General features: G+C 58.6%; 21 protein-coding genes. 12 read left to right on the plus strand and 9 right to left on the minus strand.

Annotation, left to right across the window (positions count from 1 at the left end):
* Position 1: 1 nt before the first annotated feature.
* Positions 2-547, minus strand: a complete 546-nt coding sequence (locus ACJ8J4_RS20755) for a MarR family winged helix-turn-helix transcriptional regulator (protein ID WP_025304025.1) — start codon at positions 545-547, stop codon at positions 2-4.
* A 147-nt stretch (positions 548-694) separates the two neighbouring features.
* Here ACJ8J4_RS20755 and ACJ8J4_RS20760 point away from each other — a divergent pair, with 147 nt between their 5' ends.
* The 8 genes from ACJ8J4_RS20760 to ACJ8J4_RS20795 all read left to right on the plus strand — a co-directional run bounded on the left by ACJ8J4_RS20760 (position 695) and on the right by ACJ8J4_RS20795 (position 10237).
* Entirely contained in the window at positions 695-928 is a 234-nt protein-coding gene (locus tag ACJ8J4_RS20760; RefSeq protein ID WP_025304024.1) for a glutaredoxin domain-containing protein, read from the plus strand.
* A 110-nt stretch (positions 929-1038) separates the two neighbouring features.
* Complete coding sequence (locus tag ACJ8J4_RS20765) at positions 1039-1428, plus strand: VOC family protein (RefSeq protein WP_025304023.1); 390 nt, start codon at positions 1039-1041, stop codon at positions 1426-1428.
* 89 nt (positions 1429-1517) lie between these two features.
* Positions 1518-3074 (plus strand): lysine decarboxylation/transport transcriptional activator CadC, encoded by a 1557-nt coding sequence (cadC, locus tag ACJ8J4_RS20770; RefSeq protein WP_049203373.1) that lies wholly within the window; start codon positions 1518-1520, stop codon positions 3072-3074.
* A gap of 369 nt (positions 3075-3443) precedes the next feature.
* Entirely contained in the window at positions 3444-4787 is a 1344-nt protein-coding gene (cadB, locus tag ACJ8J4_RS20775; RefSeq protein WP_025304021.1) for a cadaverine/lysine antiporter, read from the plus strand.
* Between the two features lie 95 nt (positions 4788-4882).
* Positions 4883-7021, plus strand: coding sequence for a lysine decarboxylase CadA (cadA, locus tag ACJ8J4_RS20780; protein ID WP_025304020.1), 2139 nt, complete (start codon positions 4883-4885; stop codon positions 7019-7021).
* Positions 7022-7089: 68 nt separating this feature from the next.
* A complete protein-coding gene (dtpD, locus tag ACJ8J4_RS20785) occupies positions 7090-8535 on the plus strand; it encodes a dipeptide permease DtpD (protein ID WP_264383737.1) in 1446 nt (481 codons plus the stop codon).
* Between the two features lie 56 nt (positions 8536-8591).
* Entirely contained in the window at positions 8592-9923 is a 1332-nt protein-coding gene (gene tilS, locus ACJ8J4_RS20790) for a tRNA lysidine(34) synthetase TilS (protein WP_197836314.1), read from the plus strand.
* Positions 9923-10237 (plus strand): c-type cytochrome, encoded by a 315-nt coding sequence (locus ACJ8J4_RS20795; protein ID WP_025304017.1) that lies wholly within the window; start codon positions 9923-9925, stop codon positions 10235-10237. The genes tilS and ACJ8J4_RS20795 overlap by 1 nt, the downstream gene beginning before the upstream one ends.
* A gap of 50 nt (positions 10238-10287) precedes the next feature.
* Here ACJ8J4_RS20795 and rof read toward each other — a convergent pair whose 3' ends face one another.
* Together rof and ACJ8J4_RS20805 are read right to left on the minus strand one after the other, a co-directional pair.
* Positions 10288-10551, minus strand: a complete 264-nt coding sequence (gene rof / locus ACJ8J4_RS20800) for a Rho-binding antiterminator (protein WP_004931991.1) — start codon at positions 10549-10551, stop codon at positions 10288-10290.
* Positions 10538-10738: a YaeP family protein gene (locus ACJ8J4_RS20805; protein WP_004931993.1), complete on the minus strand. Its 201-nt coding sequence runs from the start codon at positions 10736-10738 to the stop codon at positions 10538-10540. Before ACJ8J4_RS20805 ends, rof begins: the two co-directional genes overlap by 14 nt.
* Positions 10739-10951: 213 nt before the next feature.
* On the opposite strand from ACJ8J4_RS20805, the gene ACJ8J4_RS20810 reads away from it, so the two are divergent.
* The 3 genes from ACJ8J4_RS20810 to nlpE are packed head-to-tail and all read left to right on the plus strand — an operon-like array spanning position 10952 to position 12630.
* On the plus strand, positions 10952-11500 hold the full coding sequence (locus ACJ8J4_RS20810) for a YaeQ family protein (protein WP_025304016.1): 549 nt from the start codon (positions 10952-10954) through the stop codon (positions 11498-11500).
* 3 nt (positions 11501-11503) lie between these two features.
* Positions 11504-11917 (plus strand): alternative ribosome rescue aminoacyl-tRNA hydrolase ArfB, encoded by a 414-nt coding sequence (gene arfB, locus ACJ8J4_RS20815; RefSeq protein WP_004931997.1) that lies wholly within the window; start codon positions 11504-11506, stop codon positions 11915-11917.
* A 29-nt stretch (positions 11918-11946) separates the two neighbouring features.
* Complete coding sequence (gene nlpE, locus ACJ8J4_RS20820) at positions 11947-12630, plus strand: envelope stress response activation lipoprotein NlpE (protein WP_043139936.1); 684 nt, start codon at positions 11947-11949, stop codon at positions 12628-12630.
* Positions 12631-12690: 60 nt separating this feature from the next.
* Here the strand turns inward: nlpE and proS are convergent, their stop codons facing one another.
* The 6 genes from proS to metN all read right to left on the minus strand — a co-directional run bounded on the left by proS (position 12691) and on the right by metN (position 18277).
* Positions 12691-14409, minus strand: a complete 1719-nt coding sequence (proS, locus tag ACJ8J4_RS20825; RefSeq protein ID WP_025304013.1) for a proline--tRNA ligase — start codon at positions 14407-14409, stop codon at positions 12691-12693.
* Between the two features lie 112 nt (positions 14410-14521).
* On the minus strand, positions 14522-15229 hold the full coding sequence (gene tsaA, locus ACJ8J4_RS20830; RefSeq protein ID WP_016929866.1) for a tRNA (N6-threonylcarbamoyladenosine(37)-N6)-methyltransferase TrmO: 708 nt from the start codon (positions 15227-15229) through the stop codon (positions 14522-14524).
* Positions 15226-15630: an Rcs stress response system protein RcsF gene (gene rcsF / locus ACJ8J4_RS20835; RefSeq protein ID WP_025304011.1), complete on the minus strand. Its 405-nt coding sequence runs from the start codon at positions 15628-15630 to the stop codon at positions 15226-15228. The genes tsaA and rcsF overlap by 4 nt, the downstream gene beginning before the upstream one ends.
* Before the next feature lie 114 nt (positions 15631-15744).
* Positions 15745-16560, minus strand: coding sequence for a MetQ/NlpA family lipoprotein (locus ACJ8J4_RS20840; protein ID WP_025304010.1), 816 nt, complete (start codon positions 16558-16560; stop codon positions 15745-15747).
* Positions 16561-16599: 39 nt separating this feature from the next.
* Positions 16600-17253: a methionine ABC transporter permease MetI gene (locus tag ACJ8J4_RS20845; protein WP_004932010.1), complete on the minus strand. Its 654-nt coding sequence runs from the start codon at positions 17251-17253 to the stop codon at positions 16600-16602.
* Entirely contained in the window at positions 17246-18277 is a 1032-nt protein-coding gene (gene metN / locus ACJ8J4_RS20850) for a methionine ABC transporter ATP-binding protein MetN (protein WP_264383735.1), read from the minus strand. The genes ACJ8J4_RS20845 and metN overlap by 8 nt, the downstream gene beginning before the upstream one ends.
* Positions 18278-18465: 188 nt before the next feature.
* Between metN and gmhB the strand changes: the two genes are divergently transcribed.
* Entirely contained in the window at positions 18466-19029 is a 564-nt protein-coding gene (gene gmhB, locus ACJ8J4_RS20855) for a D-glycero-beta-D-manno-heptose 1,7-bisphosphate 7-phosphatase (protein WP_025304009.1), read from the plus strand.
* Positions 19030-19366: the final 337 nt, after the last annotated feature.

The raw sequence follows: 19366 nt of genomic DNA on the forward strand, positions 1-19366 counted from the left end.
TTTAGGCGAATTCTCGGCAGATCAGGTTCACGCTGTCGAGCGGCAGCGGTTCCTGTGTCAGGCCGCAAAACGGTTGGCCATTGCGCTGCTGGTGATAGCGGCAGCGGTGGCATTCGCCGAACAGCGCCGCATTTTCCTGCCGCTGCAGTTGGCGCAGCAGCTGGGTTAACAGCGCCTGCAACTGTTCGCCGTCCTGCTGCATGGCGTCTTGCGCCTGCTGCAGATAGGCAGGAGGAAACAGAGTCTCCATTAAACTTCGCGATTTTTCTGTCAGCCGCAGCCGCACGCTGCGGCGATCCTTTGCGTCCGCCGTGCGGGCGATCATGCCGTTCAGCTCCAGCTTTTTCAGCGATTGGGACACCGTTCCCTTGGTCAGGCCAAGGTATTCCGCCACGGCCATCGGCGTGTTGGAGTAATGATTACAGCGTGCCAGATAGTAGAGCGCGCTCAGCTGCACCGGCGGCAGGCTTTCCAATTCTTCGTGGCTGCGCAGCCAGCTGCGTTGCAGGCTATTCAGGCGTTCAAGCAGATCAAACAGTTTTAGCATCGTATCCTCATCAGGCTGCGTAAATAGTATCGATTAAAAACTATATTGACAAGTCATTGATGCTGGCATACTGTTCATATTGTTTCGATTCGAAACAATATGGGTAAGTAAACGTGCCCGAAACCGTCAATACCAAGGAGAATGAGGATGACTAAGGCCGTGTTTTATCATGCCGGCTGCCCGGTATGCGTGAGTGCCGAACAGCAGCTGTTGGGACTGTTGAGCGATAACGTGCAGGTGGAAGTGGTGCACCTGGGGGAACGCCCAACGCGCGTGGCGGAAGCTGAGCGCCTCGGCGTGCAGAGTGTACCGGCGCTGGTGGTCGATGGGCAGGTGCTGCACATCAACTTCGGCGCGGCGTTGGCGGATCTGAAGGCCTGAGACGCCGTGTGCTGAATCATGCCCCGCGGCAATCCGCGGGGTTTTTGCCGTTGACGTCATCGCCGCCGCCGGATACCGTGCCCCATCAGAATGAACAGGAGAGGGTTTCTATGCTGGGATTACGTCAGGTGCATCACATTGCGATCATTGGCGCGAACTACGCTGCCAGTAAGCATTTCTATTGCGATATTCTCGGTTTTACCCTGCTGAGTGAAGTTTACCGCGAGGAGCGCGACTCCTGGAAAGCGGATCTCGCGCTCAACGGACAATACACTATCGAACTGTTTTCTTTCCCTTCGCCGCCGGCCCGCGTCAGCCGCCCGGAGGCCTGCGGCCTGCGCCATCTGGCGTTCAGCGTTGACGACATCGATCGGGCCATCGCCCATCTGCAGGCGGCCGGCGTTGCCTGCGAACCGGTGCGCGTCGATCCCTACACCCAATCCCGCTTTACCTTTTTCAGCGATCCTGATGGTTTACCGTTAGAATTATACGAGAGTTAACGGCTTAATCGCCTCCCGGCGGCCACAGCCGGGGGCGGTTATGCTATGATCGCGCCCTTGCCCTACATGCCTACAGAGTTATTTCCGCCATGCAAGAGCCTGCTTTTCGCGTCGGGGAGTGGCTGGTTACCCCTGCCGACAACACCATCAGCCGAGACGGCCGCCAGAAAACGCTGGAACCGCGCCTGATCGACATGCTGTGCTATTTCGCCCGGCACCCCGATGTGGTGCTGAGCCGCGACGAGCTGATCGACAACGTCTGGAAGCGCAATATCGTCACCAACCACGTGGTGACCCAATGTATTTCAGAGCTGCGCAAATACCTGAAAGACGGCGACAGCGACAGCCCGGAATACATTATCACCGTGCCCAAGCGTGGGTATAAGCTGGCGACGTCGGTGATATGGTGTGAAGAGGGCGAGACGCAACCCGCTCCCGCACAGGCGCCGCAGATCGCGGTGATCATGCATGAGCCGGAAGACGGCAGCGATGACGACGACGAGACGCCGTACGTGCCGCCGAGCCGGCCCCGAGCGCCGGTCGCCGCGCCTGACGAAAAGCTGCCGCGCTTTTATCTCCGCTCGACGTTCTGGGTGTGGCTGGCGTTTCTGGCGGCGCTCAGCGTCTGCGTGGCGTTTGTCGGCATCGCCACGCTGTCGCAGCGCGTGCCGGTTTCGACCATGCCGGTGCTGCTCAACCCGCGCGATATCGATATTCGCATTCAGGGCGGCGAGAGCTGCAGCAACTGGATGCCGCAGCTCTCTTATGTGGTGGGCGTCAGCGAGCTGATCACCGATTCGCTCAACACCTACTCGACCTTCCTGGTGCACGACCAGACCAACTATAACTATTCCGGCCCCAGCAACTCGGGCAAGTCGCTGTATATCGAGTTCGTCAATCAGCGCCACTACCGCGCCCAGCAGTGTTTCCTGTCCGTGCGGCTGGTGGATAACGCCGACAGCTCAATCATGTTGGACAAGCGTTACTTCATTACCGCCGATAACCAGCTGAAGATCCAAAGCGATTTCCTCGCCAGCCTGTCCACGGCGCTGAAGCAACCCTGGCCGCCGCAGCTGGAGCAGCGTCTGGCGCAGCTGCTGCCCGACAACGGACCGCTGCTGCAGCGCTTCTACCAGGCACATCAATTGTTGATCCACGGTGATGCCGATTCGTTGACTCGCGCCAGCGCTCAGCTGAGCGAGCTGATTAAAAGCGCGCCGAATTTCCACTACCTCCTGGCGGAAAAGGCGCTGGTGGATGTGCTGCGCAATTCTTACCAACCGTTCGACAGCCAGGCCTTGGCACAATTGCGCGCCGATATCAGCCATCTGACGACGATCCCCGAATTGAAAAACACGCCGATCATGCAGCAAGTTCTGGCGGTCGATGCGTTGGCGCAGGGGCGCATTGACGAGGCGCACCGGGCGATCGATCTGGGGATTGAGTTGCAAATGTCGTGGCTGAATTATGTGTTGCTGGGCAAAGTGTATGAAATGCAGGGGCAGAATCATTTGGCGGCGGATTCTTATATTACCGCGTTCAATTTGCGCCCCGGTGAGGATACCTTGCATTGGATCACCAATGGCGTATTCCAGACGTCATTGACCAACGTGGTGCCTTATTTAAATAACTACCAGCACCAATAATTAACCGATACTACGCCGCCATTATTCTCCGGGAATGCTGTCGGCGTTATTTATTGGTGAAGACATGTTGCGCCATTGTGTTATTTTGCTGCGTAATATTGTTCCTTTTCTGTCGTTTGTTATTCATTATTAACCTAGGTATCATTCTGTTTTTAAAAGATGTTTATCTTTTCTTTAGCTTACCTTTTTATCTTGATGTGTTAATCAAAAACCTCAGGTTATCATTTGTATGATCATGAGCGTAATCTCACTTTATCTTTAGGACTTTATTCCCCCCGATGGTTAGCATCCTGACTATCAAGCCGGCTCATTAAAATCTTTTATTTATGGGTGTGGCTTATAAGAAACGTAAATCAGGAGAAACTGACCATGGCTTCACCCAAGAAAATAGGGCTTATTGCCTGCACCGGCGTCGTCGCCGGCAATATGATGGGGAGCGGGATTGCCTTATTGCCCGCCAACCTGGCGAGTCTCGGATCCATCGCCATTTGGGGGTGGGTGATCTCGATTATCGGGGCGATGTCGCTGGCCTATGTGTATGCCCGTCTCGCCACCAAAAACCCGCAGCAGGGCGGCCCTATCGCCTACGCCGGTGAAATTTCCCCGGCCTTCGGTTTCCAGACCGGCGTGCTTTATTACCATGCCAACTGGATCGGTAACCTGGCCATCGGCATTACCGCCGTTTCTTATCTCTCCACCTTCTTCCCGGCGCTGAACAACCCGATACCTGCCGGTATCGCCTGTATCGCCATCGTGTGGGTCTTCACCTTCGTCAACATGCTGGGCGGAACCTGGGTCAGCCGTTTGACTACCCTGGGCCTGGTATTGGTGTTGATCCCGGTGATCGTGACCGCCACCCTCGGCTGGCACTGGTTTGACGCCGCCACCTACCAGGCTAACTGGAATACCTCCGGCACCACCGACAGCCATGCGGTCATCAAAAGTATTCTGCTGTGCCTGTGGGCGTTCATCGGCGTGGAATCCGCAGCGGTCAGCACAGGCATGGTGAAAAACCCGAAACGCACCGTGCCGCTGGCGACCATGCTCGGCACCGGTTTGGCGGGCATCATCTACATCGCCGCCACCCAGGTGATCAGCGGCATGTTCCCGGCGTCTGAAATGGCCGCCAGCGGCGCGCCGTTCGCCATCAGCGCCTCGGCGATTATGGGCAACTGGGCCGCACCGATGGTTTCCGCGTTCACCGCCTTTGCCTGCCTGACCTCGCTCGGGTCATGGATGATGCTGGTCGGCCAGGCCGGGGTGCGCGCCGCCAACGACGGCAACTTCCCGAAAGTGTACGGCGAGCTGGATAAAAACGGCATTCCGAAAAAAGGCCTGCTGCTGGCCGGCTGCAAAATGACCGCGCTGATGGTGCTGATCACCCTGATGAGCTCCGCCGGCGGCAAGGCTTCCGACCTGTTCGGCGAGCTGACCGGCATCGCGGTGCTGCTGACCATGCTGCCTTACTTCTATTCCTGCGTAGATCTGATCCGCTTCGAAGGGGTCAACGTGCGCAACCTGCTGAGCCTGATCGCTTCGGTGTGCGGCTGCGGCTTCTGCTTCATCGCGCTGATGGGCGCCAACTCATTCGAACTGTCCGGCACCTTTATCATCAGCCTGATTATCCTGATGTTCTACGCCCGGAAAATGAATACCCGCCAGGCTGCCAACGCAGCGGCGGTCGATGAAAACACCACGGCCAAAGCGCACTGATTCGCGTCCGCTGACCGACTGAATTTACCCAGCCCCTTTCTTTCCGACCTGTCAGCCGCGACGGGAAGGGGCTTGCTTTGCCAGGAGAAATGCATATGAACGTTATCGCCATCATGAATCACATGGGTGTCTACTTCAAAGAAGAGCCTATCCGTGAACTGCATCAGGCGCTGGAAAGTCTGGATTTCCGCATCGTTTACCCTAACGATCGCGAAGACCTGCTGAAACTGATCGAGAACAACGCCCGCCTGTGCGGGGTGATCTTCGACTGGGACAAATACAACCTGGAGCTGTGCGAAGAGATCAGTCAGCTGAACGAGTACATGCCGCTGTACGCGTTCGCCAACACCTATTCCACGCTGGACGTCAGCCTGAACGATCTGCGCATGCAGGTGCGCTTCTTCGAATATGCGCTCGGCGCGGCAACCGACATCGCCGCCAAGATCAAACAGAACACCGACGAGTATATCGACACCATCCTGCCGCCGTTGACCAAGGCGCTGTTTAAATACGTGCGCGAAGGCAAATACACTTTCTGTACGCCGGGCCACATGGGCGGCACCGCGTTCCAGAAGAGCCCGGTGGGCAGCCTGTTCTACGATTTCTTCGGCCCGAACACCATGAAGTCGGATATTTCGATTTCGGTGTCCGAACTGGGGTCGCTGCTGGATCACTCCGGCCCGCACAAAGAGGCGGAGGAGTACATTTCCCGCGTGTTCAACGCCGAACGCAGCTACATGGTCACCAACGGCACCTCCACCGCCAACAAGATCGTCGGCATGTATTCGGCGCCGGCGGGCAGCACGGTGCTGATTGACCGTAACTGCCACAAGTCGCTGACTCACCTGATGATGATGAGCGACATCACGCCGATCTACTTCCGCCCGACCCGCAACGCCTACGGCATCCTCGGCGGCATTCCGCAGAGCGAGTTCCAGCGCGCCACCATCGCCAAGCGCGTGAAGGAGACCCCGAACGCCACCTGGCCGGTGCACGCGGTGATCACCAACTCCACCTATGACGGGCTGCTGTACAACACCGACTTTATCAAGAACACCCTGGACGTGAAGTCGATCCACTTCGATTCCGCCTGGGTGCCTTACACCAACTTCCACCCGATCTATAAAGGCAAGTGCGGCATGAGCGGCGGCCGCGTGGAGGGCAAGGTGATCTACGAAACCCAGTCCACCCACAAACTGCTGGCGGCCTTCTCGCAGGCTTCGATGATTCATGTGAAGGGTGACATCAACGAAGAAACCTTCAACGAAGCCTACATGATGCACACCACCACCTCGCCGCACTACGGCATCGTGGCGTCGACCGAAACCGCCGCGGCGATGATGAAAGGCAACGCCGGCAAGCGCCTGATCCACGGCTCTATCGAGCGCGCGATCAAGTTCCGCAAAGAGATTAAACGCCTGAAAGTCGAGTCCGACGGCTGGTTCTTCGACGTCTGGCAGCCGGAGCATATCGATGAGCCGGAATGCTGGCCGCTGCGCTCCGACAGCGCCTGGCACGGTTTCAAGAACATCGACAACGAACACATGTATCTGGACCCGATCAAGGTCACCATTCTGACGCCGGGGATGAGCAAGGAAGGCGAGATGCAGCCGTTCGGTATCCCGGCCAGCATCGTGGCGAAATACCTCGACGAACGCGGCATCATCGTCGAGAAAACCGGGCCGTACAACCTGCTGTTCCTGTTCAGCATTGGCATCGACAAAACCAAGGCGCTCAGCCTGCTGCGCGCGATGACCGACTTCAAACGCTCGTTCGATCTGAACCTGCGGGTGAAAAACATGCTGCCTTCGCTGTATCACGAAGCGCCTGATTTCTATGAAAACATGCGCATTCAGGATCTGGCGCAGAACATTCACCGCCTAGTGGAGCAGCACAACCTGCCGGACCTGATGTACCGCGCGTTCGAAGTGCTGCCAACCATGGTGATGAATCCGTACCAGGCGTTCCAGAAAGAGCTGCACGGCGAAGTGGAAGAGGTCTATCTGGAAGAGATGGTCGGCAAGGTCAACGCCAACATGATCCTCCCATACCCACCGGGCGTGCCGCTGGTGATGCCGGGCGAAATGCTGACCGAAGAGAGCCGGCCGGTGCTGGAGTTCCTGCAGATGCTGTGCGAAATCGGCGCGCATTATCCGGGCTTTGAAACCGACATTCACGGCGCCTATCGTCAGGCGGACGGACGTTATCGGGTGAAAGTGCTGAAGGCGAAATAACCGCAGCCAATAAGAGGGGAGGCGCTCGCGCTTCCCCTTTGCCGTTCACCGACTGATGGGAGACCTCCATGAAAACACCCTCACAGCCGCGCGCAATCTACTATGTCGTAGCGATACAAATTTGGGAATATTTCAGCTTTTACGGCATGCGTGCGTTACTGATCCTCTATCTGACCCACCAACTCGGCTATACCGACAGCCACGCCATCGATCTCTACAGCGCTTACGCTTCGTTAGTTTACGTCACTCCTATTCTTGGCGGCTGGCTCGCCGACCGCCTGCTGGGCAACCGCGTCGCGGTGATCGCCGGCGCGGCGCTGATGACCCTGGGGCATATCGTGCTTGGCCTGAGCGCGGTCTCCGCCCAGTCGCTCTATCTGGCGCTGGCCATCATCATCTGCGGCTACGGCCTGTTCAAATCCAATATCAGCTGCCTGCTGGGCGAGCTGTATCCGGCGCAGGACTCGCGCCGCGAAGGGGGCTTCTCGCTGCTGTACGCCGCCGGCAACGTCGGATCTATTCTGGCGCCGATCGCCTGCGGGTTGGCGGCCGAACGCTATGGTTGGCACGTCGGCTTTGCGTTGGCCGGGATCGGCATGTTCGCCGGTCTGGTGATTTTTCTGCTGGGCGGACGCCATTTCCGCCACACGCGCGGCGTGAATGCACCGCTGATGCGCGCCAGGAGTCTGGGCTTGCCGCACTGGGGATGGCTGCTGGCGGCGCTGCTGGCGTCGCCGCTGTTCTTCACGCTGCTGTTTGAACGTGGCTGGGCCGGCTATTTGCTCGGGTTGGTGTGCGTGGCGGCGGTGGTGCTGGTGGCGCGCATTATGCTGCGCGCGGACGCCGGCCAGCGCAGGGGGCTGTGGCAGATCATCGTGCTGATGCTGCTAGGCACGCTGTTCTGGGCCTTTGCCCAGCAGGGCGGCAGCTCCATCAGCCTGTTTATCGATCATTTCGTTGACCGGCGCTGGTTCGGCTGGACGGTGCCGACCGCCTTGTTCCAGTCGGTTAACGCCTGTGCGGTGATGCTGGGCGGCGTGGCGCTGGCCTGGCTGGCGAGTGGCGATGGCGATCGCACGCTGCGCATCTGGTGCAAGTTCGCCTTCGGTCTGCTGTTGATCGGCGTCGGCTTTACGCTGATGGCGCTCAATACCCGGCTACACGGGCCGGGCTCGATGGGGCTGATGATCGCCGGTTTGGCGGTGATGGGCTTTGCCGAACTGTTTATCGATCCGGTGGCGATGGCGCAGATCACCCGGCTGAATATCCCCGGCGCCACCGGCGTGTTGACCGGCATCTATATGTTGGCGACCGGTTCGATCGCCAACTATCTGGCGGGCATCATCGCCAATCAGACCGCCGAAGATCACATAGAGGGGGCGGCGATGCAGGCGTATGGCCGCATTTTCGCCCAGATCGGCTGGGGAGCGGCCGGATGTGCGCTGGCGGTGATCGCGGTGCTGGGCGGCTGGTGGCTGCTGACGCGACGCCAGGCCCGGACGGTTAATGCTTGATTGATGGCGGTAGGCGGGGTTAACGTGCAGCTATGTAGAAGTGACAAAGCCTACCGATGGATACTGATCAATTAACGACGCAGGTGGCGGACCAACTGGGCGCGCAGCAGCGGCTGCTGGTGGCGTTCAGCGGCGGCCTGGATTCCAGCGTGCTGCTGCATCTGCTGGCGGCGTTGGGCCGCCAACGTCCGGCGCTGCAGCTGCGTGCGCTGCACGTGCATCATGGCCTGAGCGCCTTTGCCGACCGTTGGGTTGAGCATTGCCGCAGCCGGTGTGCCGACTGGCAGATCCCGTTGACGGTGACGCATGTGCAGGTGGACGCCCGCCAGGGCGGCATCGAAGCGGCGGCGCGTGCGGCGCGCTATGCCGCCTTCAGCGCCGCCCTCACGGAGGGCGAAGCGCTGCTCACCGCGCAACACCTCGACGATCAAAGCGAAACCTTCCTGCTGGCGCTCAAGCGCGGCAGCGGGCCGGCGGGGCTGTCGGCGATGGCGGCGCGCGGCGCGCTGGGCGAGCACCTGCTGTTGCGGCCGCTGTTGGGCTGTTCGCGTCAGACGCTGGAAAGCTACGCGCAACGCCACGCCTTAACCTGGATAGATGACGACAGCAATCAGGACACGCGCTTCGATCGCAATTTCCTGCGGTTGCAGGTGTTGCCGCAGCTCAACCAGCGCTGGCCGCACTTCGCCTCGGCGGTAGCGCGCAGCGCCGGCCTGTGCGCCGAGCAGGAGCAACTGCTGGACGAACTGTTGGCAGAACCGCTGCAAAGCCTGTTGGCGGCGGATCGCTCATTGGCGATTGACGGCCTGACCGACTGTTCGCCGGTGCGGCGCTTCGCCTTGCTGCGGCGCTGGATCGCATTGTTTAACGTCACCATGCCGGCGCGTGAGCAGCTTCAGCGCCTGTGGGATGAGGTGGCGCTCAGCCGGGAGGATGCCGAACCGCAGCTGCAGCTCGGCGCCTATCAGATCCGCCGTTTCCGCGGCCGATTGCACCTGTTGCCGCCGCTGGCGGCGCTGCTCGATGTGCATCTGCCCTGGCAGCCTGACCAGCCGCTGACGTTGCCGGACGGGCTGGGGCAGTTGATTGCCGGTGAGGGCGAGCTGGTGCTGCGCGCACCGCAGCCATCGCAACAGGTCAGCGTTCGGTTCGGCGGCGTGCAGGGTGCGGTGCGCATCGTGGGGCGCGTCCATTCGCGGCCGATAAAAAAACTGTGGCAGGAGCTGGGTATTCCTCCCTGGCAGCGTGAACGCATCCCGTTGATTTATTATGATGAGCAGCTGATCGCCGCGCTGGGCGTATTCGTCTGTGAGGCGGGGCAGGTGCCGGAAGGCGAACGCCCGTGGCGGCTGCGCTGGGAAAAAAATCATAATCGTGAGGAGCAATGATGAAGTTTGTGGAAATCGCGCTGTTGGCTGCCGGCCTGTTCAGCCTGCCGGCGTTGGCGGCGGGAGATGCGGCGGCCGGCCAGGCCAAAGCCGCCGCCTGTGCGGCCTGCCACGGCGCGCAGGGCAAGGTGACGGTGCCGATGTACCCGAATCTGGCCGGGCAGAATGCCATGTACCTGCAGCACGCATTGCAGGCGTACAAGAAAGGGGAACGCAACGGCGGCCAGGCCGAGGTGATGAAGGCCTACGTGTCGGGGCTGTCGGATGACGATATCGCCGATCTGGCGGCCTATTACGCCAGCCTGAAGCCCTAAATGACGAGGGCAGCCGTTGGGCTGCCCTGTTGGGATGGGGTTACCGCTGCTCAGTCCGACAGGCTGACGACCACGGTACCGATTTCCGGATGACTGAAACTGCTGATATGGTCCAGACGCAGGTCGCGCTGCTGGCCGTTCTGTTCGATGGTCAGATACTCAACGCGTTTCTTTTGCAGCAGGTCGATCGCCTTGGCCTCGATCACTTCTCCGTCGCGTAACTCCAGCTTCAGAATAAGTTTATGCTGACAGGCGAGTTCCAGGTTGTCGTAGTCATCGCAATTGATGGGTTGGTACTCATCATTCATCAACATAGTCGCTCACCAATAAGTTAGCGGCGGCAAAGGCCGCCTGTTCCCTAACGGAGGACGGTAGCGCATCGTTCGCTGCGACATCGTCCAATGCCTTTAACGCACAAGCCAGCGCATCAGGCACGTAGCCAAGATCTCCACTGCCAATCTCGGCGTAAGTACGGCGTACTAACTCACAGTATTGTTGCACAGTTTCCTCCCTTAAGAACCTCTGCATCATCAAGACTACTATCGCGATGAGGCGCAGGCTCTCGGAGTTTTATCCTATCCTAGACGACTATAGCACAGCTGTTATGGAGTTATCAGCACCCCGGCACGCCTTTCGCACTGCCGTGGCCTGGCCGCGCTGGCGGGGTTTGGCCCTGATCAAGTACACTGTCGCCGGATAATAACGAGGTCACCCATGGCGCTGAAAGCAACCATTTATAAAGCCGCGGTCAATATTGCTGATATGGATCGTCACTTCTACCACGACGCCACGCTGACGTTGGCGCAACACCCGTCCGAAAACGAGCAGCGCATGATGCTGCGCCTGTTGGCCTGGATCTGTCATGCCGACGAGCGGTTGGTGTTCACCAAAGGGCTGAGCGCCGACGACGAGCCGGAGATCTGGCAGCGCAACGACCACAACGGGCTGGAAATGTGGATCGAGATGGGATTACCCGACGAAAAACGCATCCGCAAGGCCTGCAACCAGTCGCCGCGCGTGGTGTTGTACGCTTACGGCGAGCGCGCTGCGCACGTGTGGTGGCAGGGAATGCAGGGTAAGGTGGCCGGCTACAAGAACCTGAGCGTGCGTTTCCTTGACGACGAGCAGTTGGCGCGCCTGACGGCATTGGCCAGCCGCACCATGACGCTGCAGGCAACGCTGCAGGAGGGAACTATTTGGCTGTCCGATGCTCAGAATAGTCTGGAAATCCAGTTTGCCGAGTGGCAGCAGGCACAGGTGTAACCGGTGCTGGAACTGTCAAGAAACGTAGCCATACCGGATAATGAACTGGAATTGACGGCGATCCGCGCGCAGGGCGCGGGCGGCCAGCACGTGAACAAAACCTCAACGGCGATCCATTTGCGCTTTGACATCCGGGCATCCAGCCTGCCAGAGTATTATAAGGAAAGGCTGCTGGCGCTGAATCATCATCTCATTACCGCTGATGGCGTAGTGATTATCAAGGCGCAAGAGTATCGCAGTCAGGAATTGAATCGCGAAGCGGCGTTGGCCAGGTTGGTCGCGCTGATTCAGCAGGCGATGGTGGTGGAAAAAACGCGCAAGGCGACCAAGCCGACGAAAGGGGCGAAACTGCGTCGCCTGGAAGGCAAGACGCGTAAAGGCGCCACCAAGGCGCTGCGTGGCAAGGTTCGCACTTAGGAATACATGAACACAGTAGGAGAATAACTGTGAAGAAAATTACGGTAGCCCTGTTCTTGGCGGCAGGCGCACTCTCGTTGTTGGGATGCAACAATCATTATCAGCCTAAGGAACAACCGCTGCAGGCGATGCCGCAGAGTTATCAAGGATTGTTGCCTTGCGCCGATTGCGGCGGGCTGGATACGGCGCTGTTCCTGGATGAGGACGGCACCTTTGTTCTGCAGGAAACCTATCGCGGCACCAAAGACGGCGATCAGACCTTTGCCGACTACGGCAAATGGGCGCGCACTGCGGATAAGCTGGTGCTGACCGACAGCACCGGTGAAAAACGTTACTTCCGTCCGGTGGGCAAGAGCCTGGAGATGCTGGATCGCAGCGGCGCGCCGATCGCCTCCAAGCTGAACTATCGCCTGGAGCCGATTGAAAAACCGTTGCCTAAAACGCCGATGGTGATGAAAGGCAGTTACACCTATATGGCGGATGCGGCAGTCTTCAAGGACTGCGCTACCGGCATCACGTTCCCGGTGGATAACAGCATCGCGCTGGAGCAAGGTTACGCCAAAGCCAACAAAAATGCCGGCGAGCCGGTGTTCCTGACCTTCAATGCGCATTTCAGCGTGCAGCCATCGATGGAAGAAGGGCTGATAGAGAAGGCGGTGGTACCGGACGGCAAAATCGCGTTCGACCGCAGCAAAAACTGCAGCAGCAAGTAAGCGTTTTCGGATATAAAAAAACCCGCCTAGGCGGGTTTTTTATTTTCTGGCGTTCGTCGCTCAGCGTTTGATCTGGCCCAGCAGGAAATCAACGATTTCGCCGGTTTTGATCATTTGCTTCTCGCCGACGCGGCGGTTCTTGTACTCGATCTCTTCGTTGTCGAGGTTACGGTCACCGATAACGATAGAGTGCGGCACGCCGATCAGTTCCATATCCGCGAACATCACGCCCGGACGCTCTTTGCGGTCATCGAGGATCACGTCGATGCCATGGGAGCGCAGAGTGTTGTACAGCTCTTCGGCGAGCGCCTGCACGCGGAACGACTTGTGCATGTTCATCGGCAGAATAGCGACCTGGAACGGCGCGATAGCGTCCGGCCAGATGATGCCGCGTTCGTCGTGGTTCTGCTCGATGGCGGCGGCCACAACGCGCGTGACCCCGATGCCGTAGCAACCCATGGTCAGTACCTGGTTACGGCCATCTTCGCCTTGCACGGTCGCTTTCATCGCTTCCGAATACTTGGTGCCGAGCTGGAAGATATGGCCCACTTCGATGCCACGTTTGATCAGCAGCGTACCCTGACCGTCCGGGCTGGCGTCGCCTTCCACCACGTTACGGATATCGGCCACCTGCGGCAGCGGCAGATCGCGCTCCCAGTTGATGCCGAAGTAGTGTTTGCCGTCAACGTTGGCGCCGGCGCCAAAGTCGCTCATCGCCGCCACGCTGCGGTCAGCTACCACCGGCATCGGCAGGTTGACCGGGCCGAGTGAACCCGGGCCGGCACCGACGATGGCGCGAATTTCTTCTTCGGTGGCGAAGGTCAGCGGCGTGGCAACCTGCGCCAGCTTCTCTGCCTTGACTTCGTTCAGCTCGTGATCGCCGCGCACCAGCAGAGCGACCAGCTTGTGGCCGCTCTCTTCGGTGGCGCGTACCATCAGCGTCTTCACGGTTTTTTCCACTGGCAGCGCGAATTGCTCGACCAGCTCGGCGATGGTTTTTGCGTTCGGGGTATCTACCAGGCGCAGCGCTTCGCTGGCCGCCGCGCGCGGAGCCGCCGGCGCGACCGCTTCCGCCAGCTCGATGTTGGCGGCGAAGTCGGAACCGGTGGAGAACACGATATCGTCTTCACCGCTGTCTGCCAGCACCTGGAATTCGTGCGACGCACTGCCGCCGATCGAGCCGGTATCGGCCTGCACCGGGCGGAAATCCAGGCCCATGCGGCTGAAGATTTTGCTGTACGCTTCGTACATCGCGTCGTAAGTCTCCTGCAGAGACTCCTGCGAGGTATGGAAGGAGTAGGCATCCTTCATCAGGAACTCACGGGAACGCATCACGCCGAAACGTGGGCGCACTTCATCACGGAACTTGGTCTGGATCTGGAAGAAGTTCAGCGGCAGTTGCTTGTACGAGCTGATCTCGTTGCGGATCAGATCGGTAATCACTTCTTCATGCGTCGGGCCCAGCACGAAAGGACGGTCACCGCGGTCGACGAAGCGCAGCAGCTCGGGGCCGTATTGCTCCCAACGGCCGCTTTCCTGCCACAGGTCGGCAGGCTGAACCACCGGCATGGACACTTCGATCGCGTTAGCATTGTTCATTTCTTCGCGAACGATGTTTTCAACCTTCTTCAGAACGCGCAGGCCGGTCGGCAGCCAGGTGTAAAGACCGGAGGCCAGCTTGCGGATCATCCCGGCGCGCAGCATCAGCTGGTGGCTGATCACTTCGGCGTCGGCAGGTGTCTCCTTCAGAGTGGAGAGCAGATATTGGCTAGTACGCATGGTGTTTTGGTTCCGTTAGAACTGCAAATTGCATCGGGCTGCCAGAGTGGCGGCCAAAAAGTGATTTAGTTTACCAGCGCGAGCGGGTCGCCAAAAGAGAGGCGGCGGAATTTTAACGCGGGTCGAGCGCCAGCACTTCGGTGTGGCCGTCTACGACGCGCCAGCGCACGTTGAAATCCAGCAGCCAGACGGCGTAATCCCGTTCGACGTCCTCTCCTTTACGATAGGCGGGACGGGGGTCCTGTGCCAGCACCTGGCTGATAAAACGCCTTAATTGCGGGTAGCGCGCCTGATGTTGCTGCAGCTGCTGTTCCGCCTGCGGCGCGAAACGCACCGGCATATCGCCGGCGGGCGCGGCCTGGGCAAAGCCGGCGCGGGCCTGCGGTTGGCTCTCGGCGAACGGCAGATAAGGCTTGATGTCCACCACCGGGGTACCGTCGACCAGATCGAGGCTGCCCAGTTCCAGCGCCACTTCCCCGTTTTTCACCCGTACGCCTTTGAGCTCAATGAGCGACATGCCGAGCGGGTTGGGGCGGAAGGTGGAGCGGGTGGCGAACACGCCCATGCGGGCATTGCCGCCTAAACGCGGTGGGCGTACCGTCGGGCGCCAGCCGCCTTCCATGGTTTGATGGAAAATGAACATCACCCACAGATGGCTGAAATCGCTGAGACCGCGAACCGCTTCCGCCTGGTTGTAGGGCGGTAGCAACAGCAGTTCGCCGCCACCGTCTTCGACCAGCCCAGGTTGGCGGGGCACGGCGAATTTCTCTTTATACGGCGAGCGGATCACGCCGATCTGCTCGAAAACGAATTCGGTCATTTGGACGAGACGTTAAGCGCCGAGCCCTGGCAGACGGCCTGCTGATAACAACCGGCGACGCCGCTGACAATCTGGCAGTCGTGCAGCAGCACGGCGTTGGCCTTCATGTAAGACGCGCGGATTTGCATGCGTTTACGGGCGGTAGCCAGATTCGGTGGGGAGTCTTGTACGGTGGTTTGGCACGATTCGCCGGACACTTCACCCAGATCGCGGAACGGTTTACCCACGAGTTCTTCTGCACTTTTATACAGTTTTACCGGAGCGGGGCGGGCGGCCGGCGTGGTCTTGGCCGGGGCGGTCGTGGTCGGCTTGCTGGTGCTGTTTGTTGAGGATGGCGCGATACGTTGCGATGAACATCCGGCCAGCGCGAGCGCTAACAAACAGAGAGGTAAAACACGCATTGAGATTCCTCTGCCTTAATGAAAGTGGCGCTATTGAAGCAATCTATGGCGGAAATAACAAGACGGGCCTTGGCCCGTCTTGCAATTATAGGAATAAAATTGGTGAATAAGCGCTTACCAGCCTTTCACCGCACCGCCGTTGAAGATTTTGTTGGCGGCGGCGTCAACTTCGTCAGACTGATAGGCCTGCACGAATTTCTTCACGTTTTCCGCATCTTTGTTATCTTCGCGCGCAACCAGCAGGTTGACGTAAGGCGAGTCTTTATCTTCCACGAACAGACCGTCTTTCGCCGGCGTCAGGCCGATCTGGCTGGCGTAGGTGGTATTGATCACCGCCAGCGCGATCTGCTGATCGTCCAGAGAACGTGGCAGCTGAGGCGCTTCCAGCTCAACCAGCTTCAGGTTTTTCGGGTTCTCGGTCACGTCCAGCACGGTCGGCAGCAGGCCAACGCCGTCTTTCAGTTTGATCAGGCCGACTTTCTGCAGCAGCAGCAGCGAGCGGCCCAGGTTGGTCGGATCGTTCGGCAGTGCGATCTGAGAACCCTCTTTCAGTTCGTCCAGCGATTTGATTTTCTTGGAGTAACCGGCGATCGGGTAAACAAAGGTGCTGCCGACCGGCACCAGCTTGTAGCCGCGATCTTTGATCTGCTGATCCAGATAAGGCTTGTGCTGGAAGGCGTTCAGATCGATATCGCCTTTGCTCAGCGCTTCGTTTGGCAGCACGTAATCGTTGAAGGTGACCAGCTCGACGTCCAGACCGTATTTCTCTTTCGCCACTTTCTGCGCCACTTCAGCCACTTGCTGCTCTGCGCCGACGATCACGCCGACCTTGATGTGGTTTGGATTCTTTTCATCCTGGCCACAGCCCGCCAGAGCCAGAGTGCCGATCAGTGCGCCAATTGTCGCGATGGATTTAAATGTTAACGACATATCCCTTCCTCATTAGACTCGCATTAATATGCTGTGAAACTATTTATGGGTAACGGCTTTGACGATGCGATCGCCGCAGAATTGGATCAGATAAACCAAAACTACCAGTAATACTAATACGGTATTCATAACTGTGGCGTTATAACCGATATAACCGTATTGGTAACCGATTTGGCCCAGACCGCCGGCACCGACCGCGCCGCCCATGGCGGAGTAACCCACCAGGGTGATTAGGGTGATGGTCGCGGCGTTGACCAGGCCCGGTAGGGCTTCCGGCAGCAACACTTTCTTGATGATCTGCATCGGCGTGGCGCCCATGGCGCGCGCCGCTTCCACCAGACCGGACGGGATCTCCAGCAGGGCGTTTTCCACCATGCGCGCGATGAACGGCGCGGCGCCCACGGTCAACGGCACGATGGCCGCCTGAAGACCGATCGAGGTACCGACGATCATGCGGGTAAAAGGAATCATCCAAACCAACAGGATAATGAACGGGATGGAACGGAAGATGTTCACCAGCCCGGACAGGATCTTATACAGCGAATTGTTGGCGATGATCTGCCCAGGGCGGGTCACATACAGCAGCACGCCTACCGGCAGGCCGAGCACGAAACCGAAGAAGCCGGAGACAAAGGTCATCATGACGGTTTCCCACACGCCACGCGCCATCAACCACATCATTGCCTCAGACATAACCCAGAACCTCTACTTTTACCTGATTTTCTTGCAGGAACTTAATCGTCGCCAGCGCGTCTTCGTCGCTGCCGTGCAGCTCCGCCAGCATCACGCCGAATTTCACGCCGCCGGCATAATCCATCTGGGCGCTGATAATGTTGTTGTTCACGTTGAAGCGGCGAGCGGCTTCAGACAGCAGCGGCGCATCGACCGACTGGCCGGTGAATTCCAGGCGCAGCAGCGGCTGACGGTCGCCCTGGCGCTCCGGCGACAGGCGCACGGCGTAGTCGTCCGGAATATCCAGATGCAGCGTGGACTGAATGAACTGTTGGGCCAGCGGGGTTTTCGGGTGTGAGAACACTTCGCTGACGCTGTCTTTTTCGATCAGTTGCCCCTGGCTGATGACCGCGACCTGGTCGCAGATGCGTTTCACCACGTCCATTTCATGGGTGATGAGCAGAATGGTCAGGCCCAGACGGCGGTTGATGTCTTTCAGCAGTTCCAGGATGGAACGGGTGGTGGCCGGATCCAGCGCGCTGGTGGCCTCGTCGCACAGCAGCACTTTAGGGTTGCTGGCCAGCGCGCGCGCGATCGCCACACGCTGTTTCTGGCCGCCGGACAGGTTGGCCGGGTAGGCGTCGTGCTTGTCCGCCAGGCCGACCAGCTCCAGCAGTTCGGTCACGCGCTTTTTGATCTCGGTGCGCGGCGTATTATCCAGCTCCAGCGGCAGCGCGACGTTGCCGAACACCGTGCGGGAAGAGAGCAGGTTGAAGTGCTGGAAGATCATGCCGATTTGGCGACGGGCGCGCGTCAGTTCGCTTTCCGACAGCGAAGTCAGATCCTGACCGTCGACCAGGACCTGGCCGGACGTAGGGCGCTCAAGCATGTTGGCGCAGCGAATCAGCGTGCTTTTACCGGCGCCGGAAGACCCGATAACGCCATAGATTTGCCCGGCAGGGACGTGAAGGGTCACGTCAGAGAGCGCGGTAATGGTGCGCGAACCCTGCTGGAACACTTTAGTGATGTTAGAAAGTTTAATCATATTCTTCTTATTTTAGCGTGGTTGCCCGTGGCTAGATAAAAGTAAACCTCGGCGTGGAACCAAGGTATGGATCAGATGTTAAGGCGTCTAGACGTCTAAGTCAACGGCCAGCGACGTTCTCCGGCGTTCTCAGTGCGGGGTAAAACATGCGATACTGTCAGCGTATTCAGCCCCTCAGGAGCAAAGCGGTGACACAAAGCGTTCCAGCAATTTTTCTCGATCGTGACGGTACGATTAATGTTGACCATGGTTATGTCCATGAAATCGACAATTTCCACTTTATTGACGGCGTGATTGACGCCTGTCGCGAACTTAAAAAGATGGGCTTCGCGTTGGTGATGGTGACCAACCAGTCCGGCATTGCGCGCGGCAAGTTCAGCGAAGACCAGTTTATGTACCTGACCGAGTGGATGGACTGGTCGCTGGCCGATCGCGATGTCGACTTCGACGGCATCTATTTCTGCCCGCATCATCCGGAGGCGGCAGTAGAGGAGTATCGTCAGGTGTGCGACTGCCGTAAACCGCAGCCGGGCATGCTGTTGCAAGCGCAGCAGGAATTGAACATCGATATGGCCGCTTCTTATATGGTGGGGGATAAACCGGAAGACATGCAGGCGGCGATCGCGGCCGGCGTCGGCACCAAGGTGCTGGTGCGTACCGGCAAGCCGGTGACGGAGCAGGGCGAAAAGCTGGCCGATTGGGTGCTAAATAGCCTGGCGGACCTGCCTGCAGCCATCAAAAAGCGGGTTTAATAGGCGTTACGAATGAATAGTGAGCGGTCAGATAAAAAATGCATATTAACGCTTGTCATTCTGAACCGGCTCCCTATAATGCGCCTCCATCGACACGGAACATGTGAACAACTTCACAGAGTATCCGGGGGTCTCAGAGAAAAAATCCTGAAAATTAGGGTTGACTCTGAAAGAGGAAAGCGTAATATACGCCACCTCGAGTTAGCAAGCGAAAGCGCCTAACTCACTGCTCTTTAACAATTTATCAGACAATCTGTGTGGGCACTCCACAAGACGATATCCAGCATCTTTGGATGCAAAAAAATATCAAGTCTTGAAGAGTGACTAACTGAAGTAA

Origin of the sequence: Serratia sp. CY47280, from assembly GCF_052168655.1 — a bacterium.
Classification (GTDB): Bacteria; Pseudomonadota; Gammaproteobacteria; order Enterobacterales; family Enterobacteriaceae; genus Serratia; species Serratia bockelmannii.